The following is a 20707-nucleotide window of genomic DNA, read 5'->3' on the forward strand; positions in this document are numbered from 1 at the left end:
AGTTTATCACATTATTTATATTGATGGCTTAAAGCCTTTCAATCTTAAAGCATTACTTAAAACTGATACAGAACTTAAACTCATAGCAAGTGCTGCTATCATTGGATTTAAAAGTGGTCCTCCAAATATGTGCAGTACTCCCATGGCTACTGGAATTCCCAAAGTATTGTAGCCAAACGCCCAAAACAAATTTTCTTTAATATTTTTGATAGTTTTTTTGCTTAAATCTATAGCTGTAACTACATCCATTAAATCACTTCTCATTAAAACTATATCTGCAGATTCCATAGCTACATCTGTACCAGATCCTATAGCTATGCCTATATCAGCCTGTGCTAAAGCTGGTGCATCATTTATTCCATCTCCAACCATAGCAACTTTTTTGTTTTCACTTTGAAGTTTTTTAACTTCTTTGGCTTTATCTTGTGGTAAAACTTCTGCAAGTATTCTATCTATTCCAACCTGTTTAGCTATAGCCTGTGCAGTCTTCTTGTTATCTCCAGTTATCATTGCTACTTCAATTCCCATAGAATGAAGTTTGTCTATAGCTCTTTTACTGTGTTCTTTAACTATATCTGCTACAGCAATTACACCAATTGCCTTATTAGAAGCGGCCACATACATAGATGTTTTGCCTTCATTTGCTAAAGCTTGCGATTTCTCCTCTAATTCTTCTAAAGAAATATTCCTTTCATTCATAAGCTTTTTATTGCCAAGCAGTACTTTGTTACTTTCTATAGTAACTTCTATTCCATAACCTGGTATAGCCTTAAATAAATCTAGTTTTTTTAATTCAACTTTCCTGTTTTCAGCTTCTTTAACTATTGCTTCTCCTAAAGGATGCTCTGATGATTTTTCCCCTGAAGCTGCTAATTGCAATAAATAATTTTCATCTATATCTGGAATTGTAACTATATCTGTAACCTTTGGATTGCCTTCAGTTATAGTTCCTGTTTTGTCAAATACTATAGTTTGAATTTTATGTGCTGTTTCAAGTGCAGTGCCACTTTTTATAAGCACACCATATTCAGCACCCTTTCCAGTACCAACCATAATAGCCGTTGGTGTGGCTAATCCCAAAGCGCAAGGACAAGCAATTACTAATACTGATATAAATATAGTAAGTGAAAATACTCCACTTTCGCCGTATATATACCATGCTAAAGCACCAATTATAGCTAATGTCATTACTACAGGCACAAAATATCCTGATATAATATCTGCCAATTTTGCAATAGGAGCCTTTGATCCTTGAGCTTCCTCTACCAATCGAATAATTTGTGAGAGTGTTGTATCTTTTCCAACTCTCGTAGCTTTATATCTAATGGAGCCATTTTTATTTATACTTGCTCCAATAACCTTATCGGAATGTTTCTTTTCTACAGGTATACTTTCACCTGTAAGCATAGATTCATCTACTGAAGTGATTCCTTCTGTAACCTCTCCATCTACAGGTATCTTTTCACCAGGCTTTACTACAATTATATCTCCAACCTCAACTTCTTCTATGGAAATTTCTATTTCCTTATCTTCTTTAATTATAGTAGCAGTTTTTGGTTCAAGTCCCATAAGCTTTTTTATAGCTTCTGAAGTTTTTCCCTTAGCAACAGACTCCAGATATTTACCTAGCGTAATAAGCGTAAGTATTGTACCTGCTGATTCAAAATATAAATGATAGTTTGTGTTTCCTATAAAAATTTCATATACTGCAAAAACACTATAGATAAAGGCTGCTGATGAACCTATTGCTATAAGTGAATCCATATTAGGACTTCTTCTAAACAATGATTTAAAACCCACAGTAAAATATTTTCTACCAGCAATCATTATAGGTAATACTAAAATTAATTGTATTATAGAAAAAATTTCAGGATGCTCCATTGGATCTATAGCCTGTGGAAGCATAAATCCCATCTTCTCACCAATCATGGGTACCATAGCTATTATAAGAAGTGGAATTCCAAACACAGCAGATATTACAAATCTGTTCCACAACGCCTTTATATCTCTTTCCTTTTTTTCCTTATCTGTATCAATAGAAACTTCTTCTTTTAAAGCTTTATATCCTGCTTTTTCTATTGCTTTTTTTATATCCGAAAGTTTTACTTTAGAAGGCTCAAAGCTCACATTTAATTTTTCTGTGGCAAGATTTACATTTGCCAAAGTAACACCATCCAATTTTTTTGAAGCTCTTTCTACTGCCTTTGCACAAGCTGCACAGGTCATCCCTTCTATTTTTAAGGTTCTATTAACTTCTTCTGCTACTGCATTATATCCAGCTTTTTCTATTGCCTTTTTTATATCAAAAACAGTAACCTTTGAAGCATCAAAGCTTAAGGTCAACTTTTCTGTTGCCAAATTTACATTTGCTTCATATACACCGTCTAATTTTTTTGAAGCTCTTTCCACTGCCTTTGCGCAAGCTGCGCAGGTCATCCCTTCTATTTTTAAAGTTTTAACTGCAGCTTCTAATATTGCCTTATATCCAGCCTTCTCTATTGCTTCTTGTATATCCTTAACATTAATTTTTGATTCGTGAAAGTTTACATTCAATTTTTCTGTTGCCAAATTCACACTAGCTTCTTCTACACCATCTAATTTTTTAGAAGCTCTTTCTACCGCCTTTGCACAAGCTGCACAGGTCATTCCTTCTATTTTTAAGCTTCTGATTATCATTGTCTTCTCTCCCTTCTTTTTTCTTCATCCAACGCGTTAACCTCCCCACCCCCCTATGGGGGTGTAATTAAATTATATATTATTACTAAATTTAATTCAATAGAAATTTAAAAATAACACTTTTTTATTTCATAACTTTTATTAACATAAAAGTATTTCTAAACACTAATAAATATGTTACTATAGTAGCATCTAATCTAACCCAATTTAATACCTATAGTGCAAATCTCTTAAAAAGTACTCAAGTTGCATCGTTGCTTATAGATTGTTCCTATTTAAGAAATAATACTCTTTACAAGGTCACATTCCGTAACCATTGTTACGGAATATATAGTTATTTTATAGTATAATACTTATATTACAAAGCATATTAAATTTAATAGCACTTAAGAGGGAGGATAATTAAATTATGAAATTTACCAAATTAAGCTTTAATAATATAAATAAAAAAAATAGTAAAAGTTTCATAAAAAGAATAGCAACAGGCTTAAAATCGGAAAAAGAAACTAAAATAGATAGCTATGGTCATTGTGGTAATTATTCCACTAGAGTTTGCCTAAGTTGTGGTAAGTGCTGGTATAATGATCATAAATAAGTATTGTTAAGACTTTACCTTTTTATAATGATTCCATAGTTTCATAGTTGGAGTTAAAACTTTTAATACTTCTAGTTGGCTTTCATTGCTAGTTATTTTGTTAACTAATTTATCTAACAATTTATTATCTAAATTTTTAGTTATTAGATCTATATTATCATCACTTAAATTTTCTAAAAATCTTCTTAAATTGATTGAATTATTATAGTTTTCAAACAAAGGCTTTGTAAGTTTCTCATATTTTTCTAAATTACATAAATCGTAAGCCGAATAAACTCCTGTTAGTATTGAAGTAAACTGTCCAAAGCCAAGTCCTGGTGAAATTGTTCCAAAGCAGTTTCCAACAAAATATGTATTATCAATGATAGCCTTATCACATATACCCATCATGTATCTTGTAATTTCAAACCTATCAGTTATCTTAAAATTTTCATCTAAAGCTCTACAAGCTGTATTATAAAACATTTCCCATATAGTATTTACATCTAATTTTATATTGCTTGGATAATCAGGATAGGCAATAACTAAATTGGCTTCTTTTTCTGAAAAAGGTATTAACCATGCATAACCCTTTGGTATTATATCATAATTAAACCATACGTGGGCAATATTTGTAAGGAATTCACCTTCAACTGTAGCTCCTTTTATAGTACATGTAAGATCACATCTGTAATTTCCTAGTTTACAAGCATATGCCCCATCTCCAGTTGCCAATATTACGTATTCAAACTCTTTGCACAATTGTTCATATTCATAAGTAGAATTAAAGTTTATTTTAGATTTTACCTGTTTTTCCAATTGACATTCATAAGCATTTTCATGTCTACCTCTAATATTTATATAACCTATGGGTCCATCAATACATCCTATTTCATTCTTAGAGTGAATCACTAATTTATTAACCATATCCGTAGGTCTTAAATTTATATCATAATTTTCCTTAAGATATTGCAGCTCATCCTTAATAGGTCTGTTTAATATACTGAACGTAGCCTCTGCGTTCACAAATCTATCTCCTACACGGCTCCTTTTTTCAAAAATGGTTGGTTTTATTCCATGCTTCTCCAATGTTGTAGCACAGGATAATCCAGCCATCCCTGCTCCCATAATAGCAATTTCCATACCCAAACACCTCCTTATATAGTTTTTTATCTTTATAGTTTTTCTATACATAACAATTATGCTTTATTAATAAATTTACTATCCTATGAAAAATTATCTGTGAATTTATTATTCTTTATACTGTGTTATATGCATTTTATACAAGCACATATGAAAACTTCATGAATTTATTCCTTATATTATGCTCATTAATTCTATTTAATTATTATTTTGTTTTTGCGTATAATAACTATAACTAAACATTGTGAGATGTAAATTATAGGAGGTATTTTTTATGTTTGATTTTCCAGCTACCACCAAAAGAGTAGAATTTAATACTGATAAAGATATTAATAATGAAATAAAAAGAGAAACCTTAGAGAATATTGCTTATTATATTGGCAAAGATGATAGCGAAATTTTATCTAGGATAGAAGAACTTGATAAAGAATGGGATATTGAAAGATTATTGGAAGCTAATGCAGCATCCATTGTATCTTTAAGCACCATATTTGGTTTTACAATAAATAAAAAATGGTTTGCCCTTTCAGGAATGGTAGGCGGATTTTTATTGTATCATGCACTCTATGGATGGTGTCCTCCAGTACCTATTTTTAGAAGATTAGGTATAAGAACTTCTTCAGAAATTAACTATGAAAAGGAATCACTTAAAAATTTACTTGACATTGATAATATTTATTAGTAGATTTTATCTAAAAGATCATTACGGTATAAGGAAAGACATTAATAGTTGCCTTTCCTTAAAGGTATTAAAATATATTAGGCATCTTAAAGAAAATAACAAGTCCAATATGTAACGTATATTTTTTGTAAGATAAGGAGACAGGTTCCACACAAAAACTAATCTCTCCAAAGATTCTGCCAATGCAGTATTACAAAAAATATACTAACATTTGGTCTTGTTATTTTTTTTAAGATGCCTTATCCTTAAATTACAATAAAAACAACTATTATTATTATATTAGCAAACTAGGAAATAAATAATTTAAGCTTATAAATTAAAGTGGAGGTACCCCTATGGAAAACAAAAAAATAAAAACAAAGGTTTTAAGACCTAAACTTGATAGTAACATGGATATCTTAAACTTATCCTGCGAAGATATTGTAGATGAAGCTATATTCTCTTTTGGGAAAGTTATTGATTGTTCTTTAGATAATTATGAAGCCGATAGAATAACTTTTAAACAAGTTATTTTTAAAAATGTTATTTTTAACAAAATAACTTTTAGACATATAGAAATGGTCGATGTAATATTTGAAAATTGTGATTTATCAAATGCAGATTTTATTGAAGCTTCATTACATAAAGTAGAATTTGTAAATTGTAAGGTTATTGGTATTAATTTAAGCGAAGCTACCTTAAGAAATGTAGTTTTTGAAAATTGTAATGGTGAATATGCTTTTTTTAACTATTCTAATTGTAAACAAACTGCATTCCTTCAATGTCAATTGCGTTCTTCAGATTTTCAAAATTCAACATTTTCAAAAATTGAATTTCAAGAGTGTAATTTACTTCAAGCTCAAATGAACTTTACAAGTCTTAAAGGAATAGATTTTACCAATTGTGATATTGAAGGCATGAGAGCAAATATTAATGATGTTAAGGGTGCCATAGTTACTACCATGCAAGCAGTTTATCTTTCTTCTTTGCTGGGCCTTATTATTAAATAACGCAACTTTCACAGTTAAAGCAAAATGCGACACAACTTTTTAGGTGGAGTCCGCATTGAATATATGGTGTAAAAAAGCTGACCGTTTATTAAGGAGCTCTAATGCCTAAAATTCAAAAAATCTCTACTCGCTCAAACGTCCCGTCCTGGGACTTTCGCGGCTTGAATCGTCCTGATTCAAATTACGAGATTTTTTTAGTTAAGGAAACTCCTCTTCCTTATGTCAGAGGAGTAAGCGATTCACTCAAAAGCTTTTATACACCATATATTCAAAGCTTCCTCCACCTAAAAAGTTGTATAGTAACTATTGTAATTCTAATATTAAAAATTGCTTATAATACATTATGATATAGATCTCAATAAAAAAGCGTAGCTTTCTTAATACTTATTATTTGAAACGTTATTATATTTTCGTATTACATTTTTCAACAATTCAATTGAGAAATCTCTTTCGAGATGTTTTTATAAAAAAACTACTTTTATACATTATTTTTAATGTTCAATTTCTTGGGTTATATAAAACCTTTGCCTCCCTTTGAAAAACTCAGCCTTAATAGTATCTTCTTAGTTTATTGTAGAAAAATTCTTATACTTTGATAAAGTCATAGGCAGTAGAATTTTAGGAATAAAAATAATTCAATCAGATGCCTTACATAGAATTGATTTGTTTTTTAATCTATATGTATAAGAATATTAAACATTATTGCATTCTATTTTGTTTATAAATGAAATAATTTTTTCAATATATTTTTCAGGTTCTTCATCAGGAATCATATGTCCAGATTTGGAAAATTCAATAACCTCACAGGATGGTATTTCCTCTTTATATAATTGTAAAGTCTCATCTAAGATATCAGATGATATCTTAACTTCTTTACCCCTACCAACAAATAAAGTTACTGGAATCTTCAACTGTGATATTTTAGAGGAAAAGTCAATTTCTTCTGCTTCTTTTCCAAGTCCCTCAATTGCTTTGCGGCGCATGAAATTGAGTATTGGAACTCCTAAATATTCAAGACTGCACCAAAATTTCACATTTTCAGAACTTAACTTAGTATGTATGGGGGGTTGGTCACCAATAATAAGTCCACACATATTTTGTTGGTTTTTTAAGCTCCATCCAAGTGCATAGGATGCACCTCGTGAAAATCCAAGAACACAATAATTTTGAAGTTTGCAGTGATTAATAACTGCCTGGATATCAGAAAGATGATCCTCAAGACTATAGCCCGTTTCAGGTGTTGAGCTTAAGCCGCGTCCTCTCAAACTCAATGCCACAACATGGCTAGAAATACCTGAAAGTATGGGTATGGCTCTTTCAGCTGGCTCCCAAAGTCCGCTAATTACAAGTAGTGATGGCGTTTTACTAGAATAAACACCATTCTCCAATACATGTATTTTTACAAGTCCATTATTAACAAAAAAACTTTTCACAGGAACTCCCCCTAACAATCTGTTCTATAATACACATTTTCAATATGGTAAACTTTACAAACATAGCCATAAGCTTTTTTAATTGTAATACTATATTTATTTTTTGTTAAGTAGGCACATAAAAGTATTGTAGTATACTTTTGGATACTGTTTATAATATAGAAAATAAAAATAAATGCTGCTGCTATATAAACTAACAACAACATTTACTTTACTTATCGTATTAAAGCTCAACTGTGCTGATAAAGATGATTCTTGTCTTTTCCAATTTATTTAAATACATCCTATGTTAAAGTTCAACTTTATAAACAAACTTTTATCTACAGTTCCCTCAGTAACTAAAGCATGTACATGAGTATTCCATTTTAAATCTCTACCAAATGTATGTATTACTGCAATTACTCCTACCCCATAATCACATTTCTTATTCTTTTTATACCAATGAGAAATAACATTATATACGCCATCCTGTAATTCTTTTAATAGTTCCCCTTCTGCTACAGAAGAATTTTCTTAGATACTCAGGCATTGTAAATACGCTATGTCGATGAACAACTCTCAACATATTTTGTTGTTGTTTTTCTGCCCACTTTAGTGTATAAAGTCTACCACCTCTATTACAAAACTTACTTTTACATGTAAAAGGTACTTTAATTATATCCCCACATGCTTCGCAAATATATTCAGCAAATCCATTCTTAATATCACTACAGTTAATAGCTTTATTTACTAAATCATCTATATGCTGTCGCATATTCTCAGGAACCCTATACCAATACTTGTTTTTAAAGTCATCATATCTATCAATTAATATTTCTTTAATAGTTATCTTTTTCGTATCCATAATATTAATATTACCACAAGTTATCCACAAATTTAAATTTTTATAATTTCCTATAGAATAAAATAGAAAATAACTGATTTTAAACTTAATATACCTTCAGGCTTCGCCTTAATTTTTAAGCGTTATAAGGTATTGATAAATATAATTTTTAATTACTAAAATAACTTATGACAATCTAATTATATGCGTACGCTTGAAGTTACTAGTCTAGATTTTAACTTTTATGTAGTGATGAAACACTTATTATATATCACGTAGTAAAAGTTAAAATACAAACTACTACCGCACTTCAATATCTTAGTTGCGTCGCATTATTTTTATATTAAGTGGAAATCTTGTATGTCCGAAAGTTGAGTAAATAACAATAGTATTACTTGCTTTAAATGCAATTATGATGATCATATTAACAATTCATATACCTTAAATTAAGTAAAGTTGTGCACATATTAAAATTATTCTATACATAACTATTTCTTACTGACAATCAGCTTAAAATGCTTGGAAAAATATTTTGAATTTTTCATATTATATTCAGTTTCTTCAACAGGCATGTTCACAAAATCAAAATCTGCAAAATATTTTTTTATATCTTCAATATCCACATAAAAATGAGGAACGTTTAATTCTGTATTATGTTCATTTCTTAGAATAGTATTGCTGTCAATACGTTTAAATTCATTAGCATTTTCATATGACCAGGTGTTTTTTGAAATTAAAGTAATAAACAATTCTCCTTTACTTTTTAAAACTCGTTTAATTTCTTCAAGGGATTTAATAAATCCTTCAGTATCTGTATGATATATAACATTGTAAGCCATTATGCAATCAAAGGTCTCATTAGCAAATGGTAAATTAACCATATCGCATACTCCCCTTTTAACATCTAGCTTTTCTTTCTCTGCCCATGCTTTCAAATGATCTATTCCATATTGTGATAAATCTACAGAATTTACTTCAAAGCTTTTTTTAGCAAAGTAAATTGAATGGCGTCCTAACCCACAACCTAAGTCTAGAAATTTGTTAAAACCTTTTGATTTCCATGATTCAGCTAAATAACAAGATTCTGTTGTAGGAATTAACCAGCAATTATTTTCATTTTTGCTCCAATCCCAAGCTTTTGATTGAATCATAAGTTCCCCACCCTCTCTTATTTCATTTATTCAGGCAACTTTAGATATTTGCTAACTACTGTTTGTGCTAAACATTTTGATGAATCAATAATATTAATTGAAGGATGTACTTTTTCTAATACTACATTTAAATCTGTACAAGCTATTACTATATTTTCAATAGATTCCTTTTTTACTTCTTCAATAAGCTCCTTCCAAATACAAATATTGTTTTCATCTCCCTTATTTATCTTTATACTTTGAATAAGATTATTTAATTTTATTTGCCACTCATTTTTAAAAATAAATTCATGACCAGCATTTATTATGCCTTTTTGATAAATTTCAGCTCCAAAGGTTGAGCTTGTTGAAAACAAGGTTACCTTATGTGAATCTACAGGCAATTTCTTAACTGTTTCCTCTACAATATTTAATAAAGGAATATTAACTGATTCTTTCAACTCATTAAAATATATGTGTGCTGAATTACATGGCATTGCAATAAAACTTACACCAGTTGATTGAAGCTTTTTCAATCCTTCGATTATAGTTTTTTTCATAAGTTCATGGTCTATTAGACGGTCAATATAAAATGGAGTAGGTAAAGAATATATCATCATCTTTGGAAATTCTTCATCATACTTTGCTCCATATTGAAATTGACATTCATCAATAACTAAATCAATAAATGGTGCTGTTGATCTTGGACCCATTCCTGCTAAAACTCCAATTAATTTTTTATTCATTAAAATTTCCTCCTATACATGCTCTACATTTAATGATACAAGACTTTATTTTATCCATATAGTAAACATAAATAACATACTATGTAGATTTTGATATAATTTTACTTTTTATTATATCACAATTAGAAGGTGTTTTTATCCAACTATGTTAAAAACAAATACTGAGTAATATTAAAATAATTTAACAAATAAAATTTTTCAACCTTAGATATCGATCTAAATTATTAAAAATCATTTTTATAATTTTATTTACTATCTTATAATAAAAAGCTACAACAAAAAATCTCTGTAAAAATACAGAGATTCTTTTGGTATAAATTAAATAATTTTACTTAACCTATCTTTTAGATTTACTTCCTTTTCAATTAGCCATCCTTCTTCTTCACAGGTGTTTCCCCACTGAACTATATCATTTATTTCATCCTTAGTTAACTCAACGGATATTTTATCAATAACTTTTAAATTTTCCTCATAATATCCATTGTACATTTTTAAGGCATTGGTTTCTCCTTTTAATCCTAATGAATATATAGGTGTCCCTTTTGCATCTTTATGGTGTGCCACAACATAAAGCCTTACTCCATGATTCTTTTTATCAGCCTGTAAATCAATATGTTTTACCTCAACTAAAGTCCCCAATGGTATATTATATTTATCCATGATTTTACACATCCCCTCTTGAATATAACTTCTACATAAAAGCTAAATTTCCTTTATTTTCAGAAAAGTAAATGAGATACTACTAATAATCTAACACATAACTTTCCTCTACCTTCTTTTGAAGTAAATATAATATACACCATCAAAACAATATTGTTCAGCTTTTAACAGCCATTCAGCAGGAGTTTTTATACCAAGAATGTACATTCCATGACTAAATAACCTCCAAGGCTTTGACCCCAAAGTAATATATTTTTAAATCTACATCTCCTAATTTCTATTTTTCCAATACCTCTTTGGAAATGTAATGCAAAATATTAAAAGTAATGGACTTGATATATTGGCATAAAAAGTGCTTATTGTATAATATGAACTCATAGATACTGTGTATAAAAGTACAACTCTCAAGGCTGCTTGGCTTATATTTAAAATAATCCAGGAAATAGTAAGAATTCTCCATGCAGATTTGTATTTTGGTTTTTTCTTAAGTTCTTCTGGAGCATTTTTTAAATAACTTTGTTCTACTATTATTTGAATAAAAGATCTTTTCCAGAATAATGACCAAAAGAAAATTAGTGCATATAAGATATCCTGAACTATTGGAGATATTAAATAAAAAGTAGGATTTTTTGAGATAATTGTTACTACTAATCCAACACCAGAAAAAACTGCTGCCATTGCTGCAAGTGCATTAATTTCATGTTGTTTAGCAAAATTAACTATAACTACACCAATGCTCCATAAGCCAGAAATTATTATTCCATTAAGCTGCATATTTATTTTGCTGAAAATTGTAAAAATTACAACAGGAATAATAGCACTTATAACAAAATCTTTATTAAATATACTTTTCAATATTGAAGGCTTTTTTACATATGACTTTTCCATAATTAATTCTCCTTGACTACCAACTCATATTTGCATTTTTAGTATACATTTCAGGACTAATAAAATCTTTATCAATTATAGCTTGTGTTTCAGCTTTTATATATCCACAATTTACAACTTCCTTTCCTGCATTAGCTAATGCTTTGAAAAATGGAACATATAACTTCTTTAACATATCACTATCATTTATTCCTCCAAGTATTCCACCCTGTGCACATAAAATTGATGCTACTAAGTTTCCTTTTGTCATAACTTTAAATGTTTCAACTAAACCCGAAAAATTATATTGTCCAGGAAAACCACAATTTGAAATTAACACACTTTTAGCAGGTGATTTTCCAAAACGTTTAGGATGTGTATAATTTTCACCTTTTTTAACAATTTCTCTATTATTTAATGGCAGCATACGATCCATAAAATCTTTCATTATACCTGTTACAGTAAAATAGTATAATGGAGTGGCATAAACTATTATGTCAGCTTCTAATACTTTTTTGAGCAATTCTTCCATATCATCCTTATGAATACACTTTCCTGGAGTTTTTGTCCAACAAGTAAAACATCCACTGCAGTGCTTTATATTTTTATCTTTAAGATATACTATTTCTATTTCTGAACCAGCTTCTTCACATCCTTTGAGAAATGGCTTTAAAATAACCTCCGTGTTTCCTTTTTCTCCTCTTGGACTTCCATTTATAGCTAAAATTTTCATATTAAAATATCTCCTCTCATTTTATCAAATTACTAATCGTTTTAATTTTTTATGGATTAAATTTTACTTTATAAATCTTTTATAGTTTCTAAAGCTTCTAATGTTTCCTCACACCACTTTAATCTTGCTTCACAATCATGCATTCCAAAATTAACAGTGCTAATCCATAATATTGAATTCTTTTTATCTATTTTGTCTGAACTCAATAAACTTTTAATTTTTAAATATACTTGAATTTCTTCTTCACATTCTTCCTGTATCTTTCGAACTTTTTCAATAACATTTTTAACTGGTATATCCTTTGAACAAAATATTTTAAGTAAAAGCTCTGATCTAACAGGTTGCTGCTCTACAGGAAGTACAAGCCACTCATCTAATTCCTTCTTACCTTTTTCTGTAATAGAATATATATTTTTTGATGGTCTTCCTTCTGTTTGTTGAACTTCTTTTGTTATTAATTCTTCCTCTTCCATCTTCTTTAGTACAGGGTATATGTGTCCATAATTTTCATGCCAAAAATGTCCTATAGATGAATCACAAAATTTCTTAATATCGTATCCTGAACCTGAACTTAAAGTAAGTACTCCTAAAAGAGCATATTTAGTTTTATTCACCTTTGCCAATTTAATCCAGCCTCCTATTTATGTATTACTGTTTTATATATCATATTTTCATATATCACCATGATATACATAATTATATCAGAGTGATACATAAAGTCAATATGTTTTTAACCTTTTTCCTAAATTATTATAGTTTTTATATGCATTATTAGTTTCTTAATTAACAATAGACTCTTGCAAAACTTTAAATCCTTTAAGATTTAACATTTTGCAAACGCCTACTAAAAACACTTTTTTATTTATCTCCATATAAATAAATCATAATTATGTTAATTTCAAAATAATTAAAAAAAGCACATAACAATTAAGTAAAGAAATGTCTAAGTTCAAAATTCAAGGCACTTTGTCTAACTAAAAAAGGTAAACTGTACCCTGCAAGATAACACAGCTCTTTTCTGTGTCTGTCCTACAGAATATGTTTACCTACTTTTTATAATACGATTAGTATTTCCATTTTACCCAGCAACCACTATTTTTTTATGCTAACATACTAATATTAAATCCATTCGTCTTTAAGAATTCCATAAACAACATGGCTAACATAATGATCATACAACCATTCTACATTTCTCAAAGTACCTTCGTTTTTGAACCCCAACTTTTCTGGAATATGTCTGCTTTTTAAATTTTTTTCAGCACATCTAATTTCCACTCTATTTAATCCTAATTCTTTTACAGCATAATCTACTAGCACCTTACAATCTCTTATCATAATCCCCTTATTTTGGAACTCTTCACCAAGCCAATAACCTATACTTGTAGATTTATTTGTCCAATCAATATTATGATATCCAATTATACCTGCCATTCTACCCTTATACCATATTCCACATTGAAATCCGTCATTGTCCACAAATTGCTTTTTAGTTTTCTTTATAAACTTTGCCACATCTTCAAAGCTTTTAATTCCATCTACCCATGGTAGCCACTGTTTAAGATAAGAACGATTTCTCTGTGTTAATGCAAATTGTTCTTCTATATGAGAATTATCCAGCAATTTTAATTCTAAATCCTCATCAATTACATATTTAAACAAATATAATTCGCTCCTCTCTTTTTTAATTTTTACTTTGAATATCTATTAATCCAATTAGTTATATCATTTAAAACATAATCAGGCACATTAGCAGCTTTTCCATACCCCTCCATTGATTTAGATTTTGTTTCTATAAAAAAGTGGTTTAACTTATCATAAGATTTATAATCTACATTTTGTTTATTCTTCAATATATTTTTCCACTTGTCAACATTAGAAACATCAACCTGATAATCCATCTTTCCCTGAAGAATAAGAAGAGGTGCTTTTATACTTACAGCATCATTTACTTGAGTTGAATTTTTAACACTTAACCAATAATATGGATAGGCACCAAAAAGTGGCATATCTTCAGTCATATTCCCTGGAAAGTCTTTACTTTTTACTGTGTTATATAAATTTTCTACACTTTTTAGCATACTTTCATTCTTCTGACCTATTGAATTTAAATATTTAACCTGCTCCAAAAAAGTATCCAGAAAATCTACTGGTCCAGCCATCATTATTCCTCCAGCTGCTCCATTATCACCACAATCTTTTATTATTGTTGATGTAAGCATTGCTCCCTGACTGTGTCCTAAAACAAAAACCTTATTCGAATCAATACCTTCAGTTTTCTTTAATAAACTTACTGCATCCACCGCATCATTTACTGTTTCTTTATTTAAATCAAACTTTGTATCTGCTAACCCAGGAAGTACATATTCTTCTGTTCTTTTATCATAACGTAATACTGCAATTCCCTTTGAAGCAAGTGCTGCTGATATATCCCTAAATACTTTTGTATCACCATTGGTTTCATCCTTATCACTAGCACCACTGCCATGAACAAGTACCACTGCTGGGAATGGACCATTTCCTTTAGGCATACTTAATACTCCAGGTAATTTATATTTTCCATCACCTATGATTACATTCTTTTCAATAAAGCTATCCATATTTGCATAGGCTGGCAGTTTATACTTACTCACAGCTGAAGTATTTTCAAATACTAAATCGTATATTTGTCCACCATTATCATATTTTATTTTTACATCCACAGTGGTAGAATATGCTTCAACTTTATACGTTAGCGTAATTACATTTCCAAGTGGTGCTTCTTCTTGCTTTACATCTATTGGTTTTGTGTCAACTCCCTTAAAACTTACACTTGAAAGATAATTTTTCATTATACCTTCTCCATAGCCTGTCTTTAAATCACTACTTAATTGTTTTAAAGCCTCATCTATATTCTTATTTGATAAATTACTTACAAAACTTTCAGCTTTAACTTTTAAATCTTGAGATAAATTTGTATCCCCATTAGAACTTAAAACATTTTCCATATTTTTTGAAACTGTACCTTCTCCTCCAAGTATTATTACTTTTCTAAAATTTCTATTTTTTATATATTCTTTAATACTGCTAATATTATTTCCATCTGTTATTACTATAGGTGCTTTAAGTTTAGCTGAAAGAGCAGTTCCAGAAAGTGCATCTGGGAAAGCTTCTCCACTGGCAATTATCACATTATCTAAATTCTCATCAAAATATTTGCATATATTCATAGAGGTTTCATATCTATCCTTACCTTGTATTCTTACTATATCCTTTGATATTTGTTTTAATTTATCCTCTATGCCACTACTTATTGAACTGCTTCCTCCTATAACATATATTTTAGAAGGTTTAATTTTCTTTATTTTTTCTTCTGTCTTACTTGGCAAGCTATTAAATGGAGTTATAAAAACAGGATATCCCTTATACGCTGCTATGCTGGATATACTTAAAGCATCTGGAAAATTATCGCCGTTTGCTATAACTATTGGGGTACCTTCCCTTACATTAGTTTGATTTACTATTTTTATATTAGTTTCATATCTATCATTTCCGCCTAATCTTATTATTTTATTAAATCCTTTTTCTTTAAAATATTTCTCAAATTCACTATTTACAGAAGCTTCCCCTCCTAAAATATATATAGTACCATCCTTCTTTAAATGATTTTCAATATAATTTATAGTTTTACTGCTATTTTGTATATTATCTCCTACAAGCATTACAGGGGAACCTCCAATTCCTTGAAGTGAGCTACTTGAAAGTGCATCCGCAAATCCATTACCACTAGTAACAATAATACTATCCAATTGTCCAGCTTGATAATAATTAGCTATATTGGCAGAAGTCTCATATCTATCATTACCACTAAGTCTTTTTATACTGACATTTCCATCTGCATAAACTGAAGAAGATATAAAAGTACATGCTGTAATAGCCAAAATTAAACTTAATCTAACATTTCTATTTAACATATTACTCCTCTTTTCTATTGATATATTTATTATATTTGTTATGCTTGTTATATATTAATTATAACAGATACTTTGTAAAAAACAACATGTTATAGTTCTTTATGCAAAATATATAATACTGAATAAAAAAGCATATTAAGACCGTTTTACTTTTTTCAAATGGTCTAACCTAAAAAAAGAATTCAACAATTTGGAAATTATACCTTTAGTAATCCAATTATGTTTCGATATTGGAAGTATAAATAAAAAATGTAAGAAGGGATTATTATGGATTTAATTACAATTAATAAATCAATTTCATATAAAACTAACTCCAACATTATTGAATATAAAAATTCCATCAATGATAACAAACATACAAATGAAAATTCCAATAATACAATTTTTAAAGGTACCGATAATTCAAGTATCTCTAATGATGCTGTACTAGGTTATAAATTTTTAAATCGTATTGAAACTTCTATAAAGGACATTACTAAGTCTCCTTTTATAGAAAAATATTCTTCAGAATATGAAAATATAAAAAAAGAAATTGTTTCTGGTACTTATGGAAGTGATACAAATAAATATACAGGTTTACTAGATAATGTATTTAAGAATGCACTAAATCTTGCTTCTAATATTCTACTTAAAGGCTCTACTAAATCTGATAATATGAAAATGTCTTCATCCACTTTAATTAAGTGCCAAAAACAGTACGAAACAGCTAACGGTCTGGTTTGGATATTTAGAGAAGAAAATAAAAAAATTTTAAAAGAAATAGAAGAGTGTAAAAAGAAAAAAAATCATCAAAAGGTAGCTTCACTAACTCAGCTAAGTGATACTTACAAACATGTAATAAATAATCTTTCATGTACGATAAATTTTATACAGGAAAATGTTAATAATTCCTTTGACACAGATTCCAATGAATCAAAGAATCAAGATGAATTAACTGAATTACAAAATGAAATTAAATAAACATTATTGATATAATTTTAAAAATTATCACTACTTACGTTATAAATATCGACCAATTCTGTATACAAAAAGATTGCATTTTTTATAATTTTTATATACACTTTATAATGATGATTAATGCTTACTATGAGCATTATCAATATTCGAAAAAACAACAAAGGAGTATATTATGGAATCCAAACAAGTTTTGGAAATTTCTCTTTCAGCGGGAGAAATGCTTTTAAGTAACGGTGCAGAATCTTATAGAGTTGAGGAAACAATTGAGAGAATATGTAATTCCTACAATCTACAATGTGAATGTATAGTTACAGCTAAGGGAGTATTTATTTCTGTTGTAGATGATAATAATGAAAAAGTAACTTCGTTAAAAAAAATCAGGACAAGACGGGTAGATTTATATAGAATAGAACTTATTAATTCTTTTTCAAGAAATATTCAAAATGAACCTATTTCCTATGAAAAAGCTAAACAAATATTAAAAGATATAGATCAAGCTCCATATTTCAGTTTTCCAGTAAGACTATTTTCCGCCAGTATGACTTCATTTATTTATTCATTGTTCTTTAATGGAACAATATATGATTCAATAGTCTCTGCAGTTGTAAGTATATGTGTTTATTTTTTATTAGAAAAAATATCTGGAGTTGGATTTTTTCAGTTTTTTGAATTTTTTCTTTCTGGATTTATTATAGGTGTTTCCAGTATAACAGCGCAAAGCTTACTGCCATTTGTAAGTAAAGGTAATGTTATAACTGGTGCAATAATGATATTATTACCCGGAGTACCACTTACTAATGGTATAAAAGATGTTATATCTGGTGACTTTGAATCTGGTATGACTAAATTTGGCGAAGCAATGCTTGTCATAACTGCAATAGGTGTAGGAATCGGTTCAGCATTAACTCTTGGAGTAGGTATAAAACTATGATAAAACAAATAATATTAGCATTTTTAGGTAGTATATTTCCTGTTATTCTTTTTAATATTGATAGAAAAAAGATAATATGGACAGGCTTTTGTGGGACTCTTGGCTGGGTAGTATATCTTACAGTTCATAAATATACTCTTAATCCAGTTTCTGCATCCTTTGCAGGAGCATTTTCTGTAGGTATATATAGTGAATTGATGGCAAGAAAACTTAAGACCCCGGCTGTACAATTTTCAATACCAGGGATATTTCCATTAGTACCTGGTATAACAGCATACACTACTATAAATAATATAGTAGAGCAAAACTATTCTTTAGCATACTCTGAAGGTATGCAAACCGTTGCTGTAGGAGGAGCTATTGCATTTGGTATAATGCTTTCTTCAACAACTTTTCGTTTTATTTCAAAGTTAATGAAACGAAATAAGTTAAAGATATAGCTTTTTTAGGATGGAATTTAATAAGAACTATAAGTAGATTAATAGTTAAAAATCCACTTATAGTTCTTTCATAATAGAGCATCTAATAATCTACACCTATATAAATAACACTTATTACCTTGTTACTTTTTTGTATCTTCGTTATCAAAAAGCATATCTTAGCTATCTCCATTGCTTTACCTTTTTGTATACTTAAGTTTTGAAACTTTAAACCTTAATTACCAAATCATCTACTCTTCTTTATCTCCATCTATAACTACATCTATTTTTCCTGTTTTTGAATCCATAATTAATCCATGTACCCTTATATCTTTAGGAATTAAAGGATGATTTTTTATCATTTTAACACTTTCTTTTATAGATTCTTCCACCGATTCAAAACCATGAAGCCACTGTTCAACATGAACTCCTGCATTGTTTAATGTATCTATAGTATCTTTCCTTATTCCTCTATTTATCATTTTATCAACAAAGCTTTTAGTATCTAAATTACTCATCCCACATCCAGAATGCCCTACGATAAAAACATCTTCTGCTCCAAATTCATATATTGCAACCATTATACTCCTGGCAACACCACCAAAGGGATGAATAACTGTTGCTCCTGCATCTTTTATTATTTTAGCATCACCATTTTTTATATCCATAGCCCTTGGTAATAACTCTGTCAATCTAGTATCCATACAAGATAATACAACCATCTTTTTCTTTGGAATTTTGCTAACTACATATGGTTCATATTCATTATTAATTACAAAATTCTCATTGTATTCTAATATTTGTTTCAATCTGCTCATTTTATACCCCCAAATAATTTACATATAGATATATGTTTAATTTTATTAAATAAATTATACTATTAAAATTCCTTTTATAAAATACCTATATATAATAATTATCATATAATATTATATTCTATTATGCTAGAGTATAAAAAACATCATTTAAACTAGTGCATAAAAATAGGCTTACTATTATAGTTTTTATAATAGTAAAACCTATTTATTTTTTATACCTATTTACACAAGATGGCATGCCACAAAATGATCTTTTTCCACTTCTTTAAATTCTGGACTTTTTTCTTTGCATTCAGGTTTTGCAAATCTGCATCTTGAAGCAAATCTACAGCCTGGCTTAGGGTTTATTGGACTTGAAACTTCACCCTCAAGCATTATTCTGTTCCTCTCTTTTTCAATTTTAGGATCAGGAATTGGAATTGCTGAAAGTAATGCTTTAGTATAAGGATGAATTGGCTTTGCATATAATTCATGACTAGAAGCTAATTCTACTATCTTTCCTAAATACATAACTCCAACTCTATCTGATATATGTTTAACCATTGAAAGATCATGAGCAATAAACAAATATGTTAGCCCCAATTCATTTTGAAGTTTAATTAAAAGATTAACTACTTGGACTTGTATTGAAACATCAAGCGCTGATATTGGTTCATCGCACACTATAAATTTAGGATCTATAACAAGTGCTCTAGCTATTCCTATTCTTTGCCTTTGTCCTCCTGAAAACTCATGTGGAAATCTAGATGCATGCTCTTTATTTAGTCCAACTAAATCTAAAGCTTCATATATCTTCTCCATTCTTTCCTGTCCTTTATACATATTATGTATGTCTAAACCTTCACCAACTATATCTCCACCTGTCATTCTTGGATTTAAAGATGCATAAGGATCTTGAAATATCATTTGTGCTTTTTTTGTAAAATCTACTTTTTCTTTTCCTTTTAATTTATGAATGTCAACACCTTCAAATGAAGCTTCACCTTCTGTTGCAGAATAGAGTCCTAACACAGTTCTTCCACAAGTTGTTTTTCCACATCCTGATTCTCCAACAAGTCCTAAAGTTTCTCCTTTTTTTATGCTAAAGCTCACATCATCTACAGCTTTAAGGACAGCACCTTTTCCTACATTAAAATATTTTTTAAGATTTTTTACTTCTATTAAATTTTCACTCAT

20 protein-coding genes and 1 pseudogene are annotated in these 20707 nt (G+C 29.1%); 6 read left to right on the forward strand and 15 right to left on the reverse strand.

Features of this window, described 5'->3' with window-relative positions; all coding sequences use genetic code 11:
- Positions 1–15: 15 nt before the first annotated feature.
- Positions 16–2676: a heavy metal translocating P-type ATPase gene (locus HBE96_RS13950; protein ID WP_169298339.1), complete on the reverse strand. Its 2661-nt coding sequence runs from the start codon at positions 2674–2676 to the stop codon at positions 16–18.
- Between the two features lie 409 nt (positions 2677–3085).
- On the opposite strand from HBE96_RS13950, the gene HBE96_RS13955 reads away from it, so the two are divergent.
- Entirely contained in the window at positions 3086–3271 is a 186-nt protein-coding gene (locus HBE96_RS13955) for a hypothetical protein (protein WP_169298340.1), read from the forward strand.
- A 6-nt stretch (positions 3272–3277) separates the two neighbouring features.
- Here the strand turns inward: HBE96_RS13955 and HBE96_RS13960 are convergent, their stop codons facing one another.
- Positions 3278–4393, reverse strand: coding sequence for an NAD(P)/FAD-dependent oxidoreductase (locus tag HBE96_RS13960; RefSeq protein WP_169298341.1), 1116 nt, complete (start codon positions 4391–4393; stop codon positions 3278–3280).
- A gap of 274 nt (positions 4394–4667) precedes the next feature.
- Here HBE96_RS13960 and HBE96_RS13965 point away from each other — a divergent pair, with 274 nt between their 5' ends.
- Together HBE96_RS13965 and HBE96_RS13970 are read left to right on the forward strand one after the other, a co-directional pair.
- Complete coding sequence (locus HBE96_RS13965; RefSeq protein WP_169298342.1) at positions 4668–5075, forward strand: YgaP family membrane protein; 408 nt, start codon at positions 4668–4670, stop codon at positions 5073–5075.
- Between the two features lie 335 nt (positions 5076–5410).
- Entirely contained in the window at positions 5411–6064 is a 654-nt protein-coding gene (locus HBE96_RS13970) for a pentapeptide repeat-containing protein (protein WP_169298343.1), read from the forward strand.
- 692 nt (positions 6065–6756) lie between these two features.
- On the opposite strand, the gene HBE96_RS26345 is transcribed toward HBE96_RS13970, so the two are convergent.
- The 11 genes and pseudogenes from HBE96_RS26345 to HBE96_RS14025 all read right to left on the reverse strand — a co-directional run bounded on the left by HBE96_RS26345 (position 6757) and on the right by HBE96_RS14025 (position 16406).
- Positions 6757–7497: an alpha/beta fold hydrolase gene (locus HBE96_RS26345; protein ID WP_243186939.1), complete on the reverse strand. Its 741-nt coding sequence runs from the start codon at positions 7495–7497 to the stop codon at positions 6757–6759.
- A gap of 327 nt (positions 7498–7824) precedes the next feature.
- Positions 7825–7902: pseudogene (locus HBE96_RS26970) on the reverse strand (transposase); the annotation flags it as partial.
- Positions 7903–7951: 49 nt separating this feature from the next.
- Positions 7952–8341 (reverse strand): transposase zinc-binding domain-containing protein, encoded by a 390-nt coding sequence (locus HBE96_RS13985; protein WP_169298344.1) that lies wholly within the window; start codon positions 8339–8341, stop codon positions 7952–7954.
- 467 nt (positions 8342–8808) lie between these two features.
- Positions 8809–9471, reverse strand: a complete 663-nt coding sequence (locus HBE96_RS13990) for a class I SAM-dependent methyltransferase (protein ID WP_169298345.1) — start codon at positions 9469–9471, stop codon at positions 8809–8811.
- A gap of 26 nt (positions 9472–9497) precedes the next feature.
- Positions 9498–10196, reverse strand: coding sequence for an aspartate/glutamate racemase family protein (locus tag HBE96_RS13995; RefSeq protein ID WP_169298346.1), 699 nt, complete (start codon positions 10194–10196; stop codon positions 9498–9500).
- A 318-nt stretch (positions 10197–10514) separates the two neighbouring features.
- Positions 10515–10856 (reverse strand): hypothetical protein, encoded by a 342-nt coding sequence (locus tag HBE96_RS14000; RefSeq protein WP_169298347.1) that lies wholly within the window; start codon positions 10854–10856, stop codon positions 10515–10517.
- A gap of 270 nt (positions 10857–11126) precedes the next feature.
- Positions 11127–11744 (reverse strand): VC0807 family protein, encoded by a 618-nt coding sequence (locus HBE96_RS14005; protein ID WP_169298348.1) that lies wholly within the window; start codon positions 11742–11744, stop codon positions 11127–11129.
- Between the two features lie 16 nt (positions 11745–11760).
- A complete protein-coding gene (locus HBE96_RS14010) occupies positions 11761–12456 on the reverse strand; it encodes a flavodoxin family protein (protein WP_169298349.1) in 696 nt (231 codons plus the stop codon).
- 68 nt (positions 12457–12524) lie between these two features.
- A complete protein-coding gene (locus tag HBE96_RS14015; RefSeq protein ID WP_169298350.1) occupies positions 12525–13079 on the reverse strand; it encodes a PadR family transcriptional regulator in 555 nt (184 codons plus the stop codon).
- Between the two features lie 496 nt (positions 13080–13575).
- Positions 13576–14115 carry a GNAT family N-acetyltransferase gene (locus HBE96_RS14020; protein WP_169298351.1) on the reverse strand — a complete coding sequence of 180 codons (540 nt, stop codon included), beginning with the start codon at positions 14113–14115 and terminating at the stop codon, positions 13576–13578.
- Between the two features lie 29 nt (positions 14116–14144).
- Positions 14145–16406, reverse strand: coding sequence for an alpha/beta fold hydrolase (locus HBE96_RS14025; RefSeq protein ID WP_169298352.1), 2262 nt, complete (start codon positions 16404–16406; stop codon positions 14145–14147).
- Between the two features lie 267 nt (positions 16407–16673).
- Between HBE96_RS14025 and HBE96_RS14030 the strand changes: the two genes are divergently transcribed.
- The 3 genes from HBE96_RS14030 to HBE96_RS14040 all read left to right on the forward strand — a co-directional run bounded on the left by HBE96_RS14030 (position 16674) and on the right by HBE96_RS14040 (position 18734).
- On the forward strand, positions 16674–17366 hold the full coding sequence (locus tag HBE96_RS14030) for a hypothetical protein (RefSeq protein ID WP_169298353.1): 693 nt from the start codon (positions 16674–16676) through the stop codon (positions 17364–17366).
- A gap of 169 nt (positions 17367–17535) precedes the next feature.
- A complete protein-coding gene (locus HBE96_RS14035; RefSeq protein WP_169298354.1) occupies positions 17536–18294 on the forward strand; it encodes a threonine/serine exporter family protein in 759 nt (252 codons plus the stop codon).
- Positions 18291–18734: a threonine/serine exporter family protein gene (locus HBE96_RS14040; protein WP_169298355.1), complete on the forward strand. Its 444-nt coding sequence runs from the start codon at positions 18291–18293 to the stop codon at positions 18732–18734. Before HBE96_RS14035 ends, HBE96_RS14040 begins: the two co-directional genes overlap by 4 nt.
- A 230-nt stretch (positions 18735–18964) precedes the next feature.
- Here HBE96_RS14040 and HBE96_RS14045 read toward each other — a convergent pair whose 3' ends face one another.
- Positions 18965–19531 carry a beta-class carbonic anhydrase gene (locus HBE96_RS14045; protein WP_169298356.1) on the reverse strand — a complete coding sequence of 189 codons (567 nt, stop codon included), beginning with the start codon at positions 19529–19531 and terminating at the stop codon, positions 18965–18967.
- Between the two features lie 222 nt (positions 19532–19753).
- A complete protein-coding gene (locus HBE96_RS14050) occupies positions 19754–20707 on the reverse strand; it encodes an ABC transporter ATP-binding protein (RefSeq protein WP_169298357.1) in 954 nt (317 codons plus the stop codon).

Origin of the sequence: Clostridium muellerianum (genome assembly GCF_012926525.1) — a bacterium.
Classification (GTDB): Bacteria; Bacillota; Clostridia; order Clostridiales; family Clostridiaceae; genus Clostridium_AM; species Clostridium_AM muellerianum.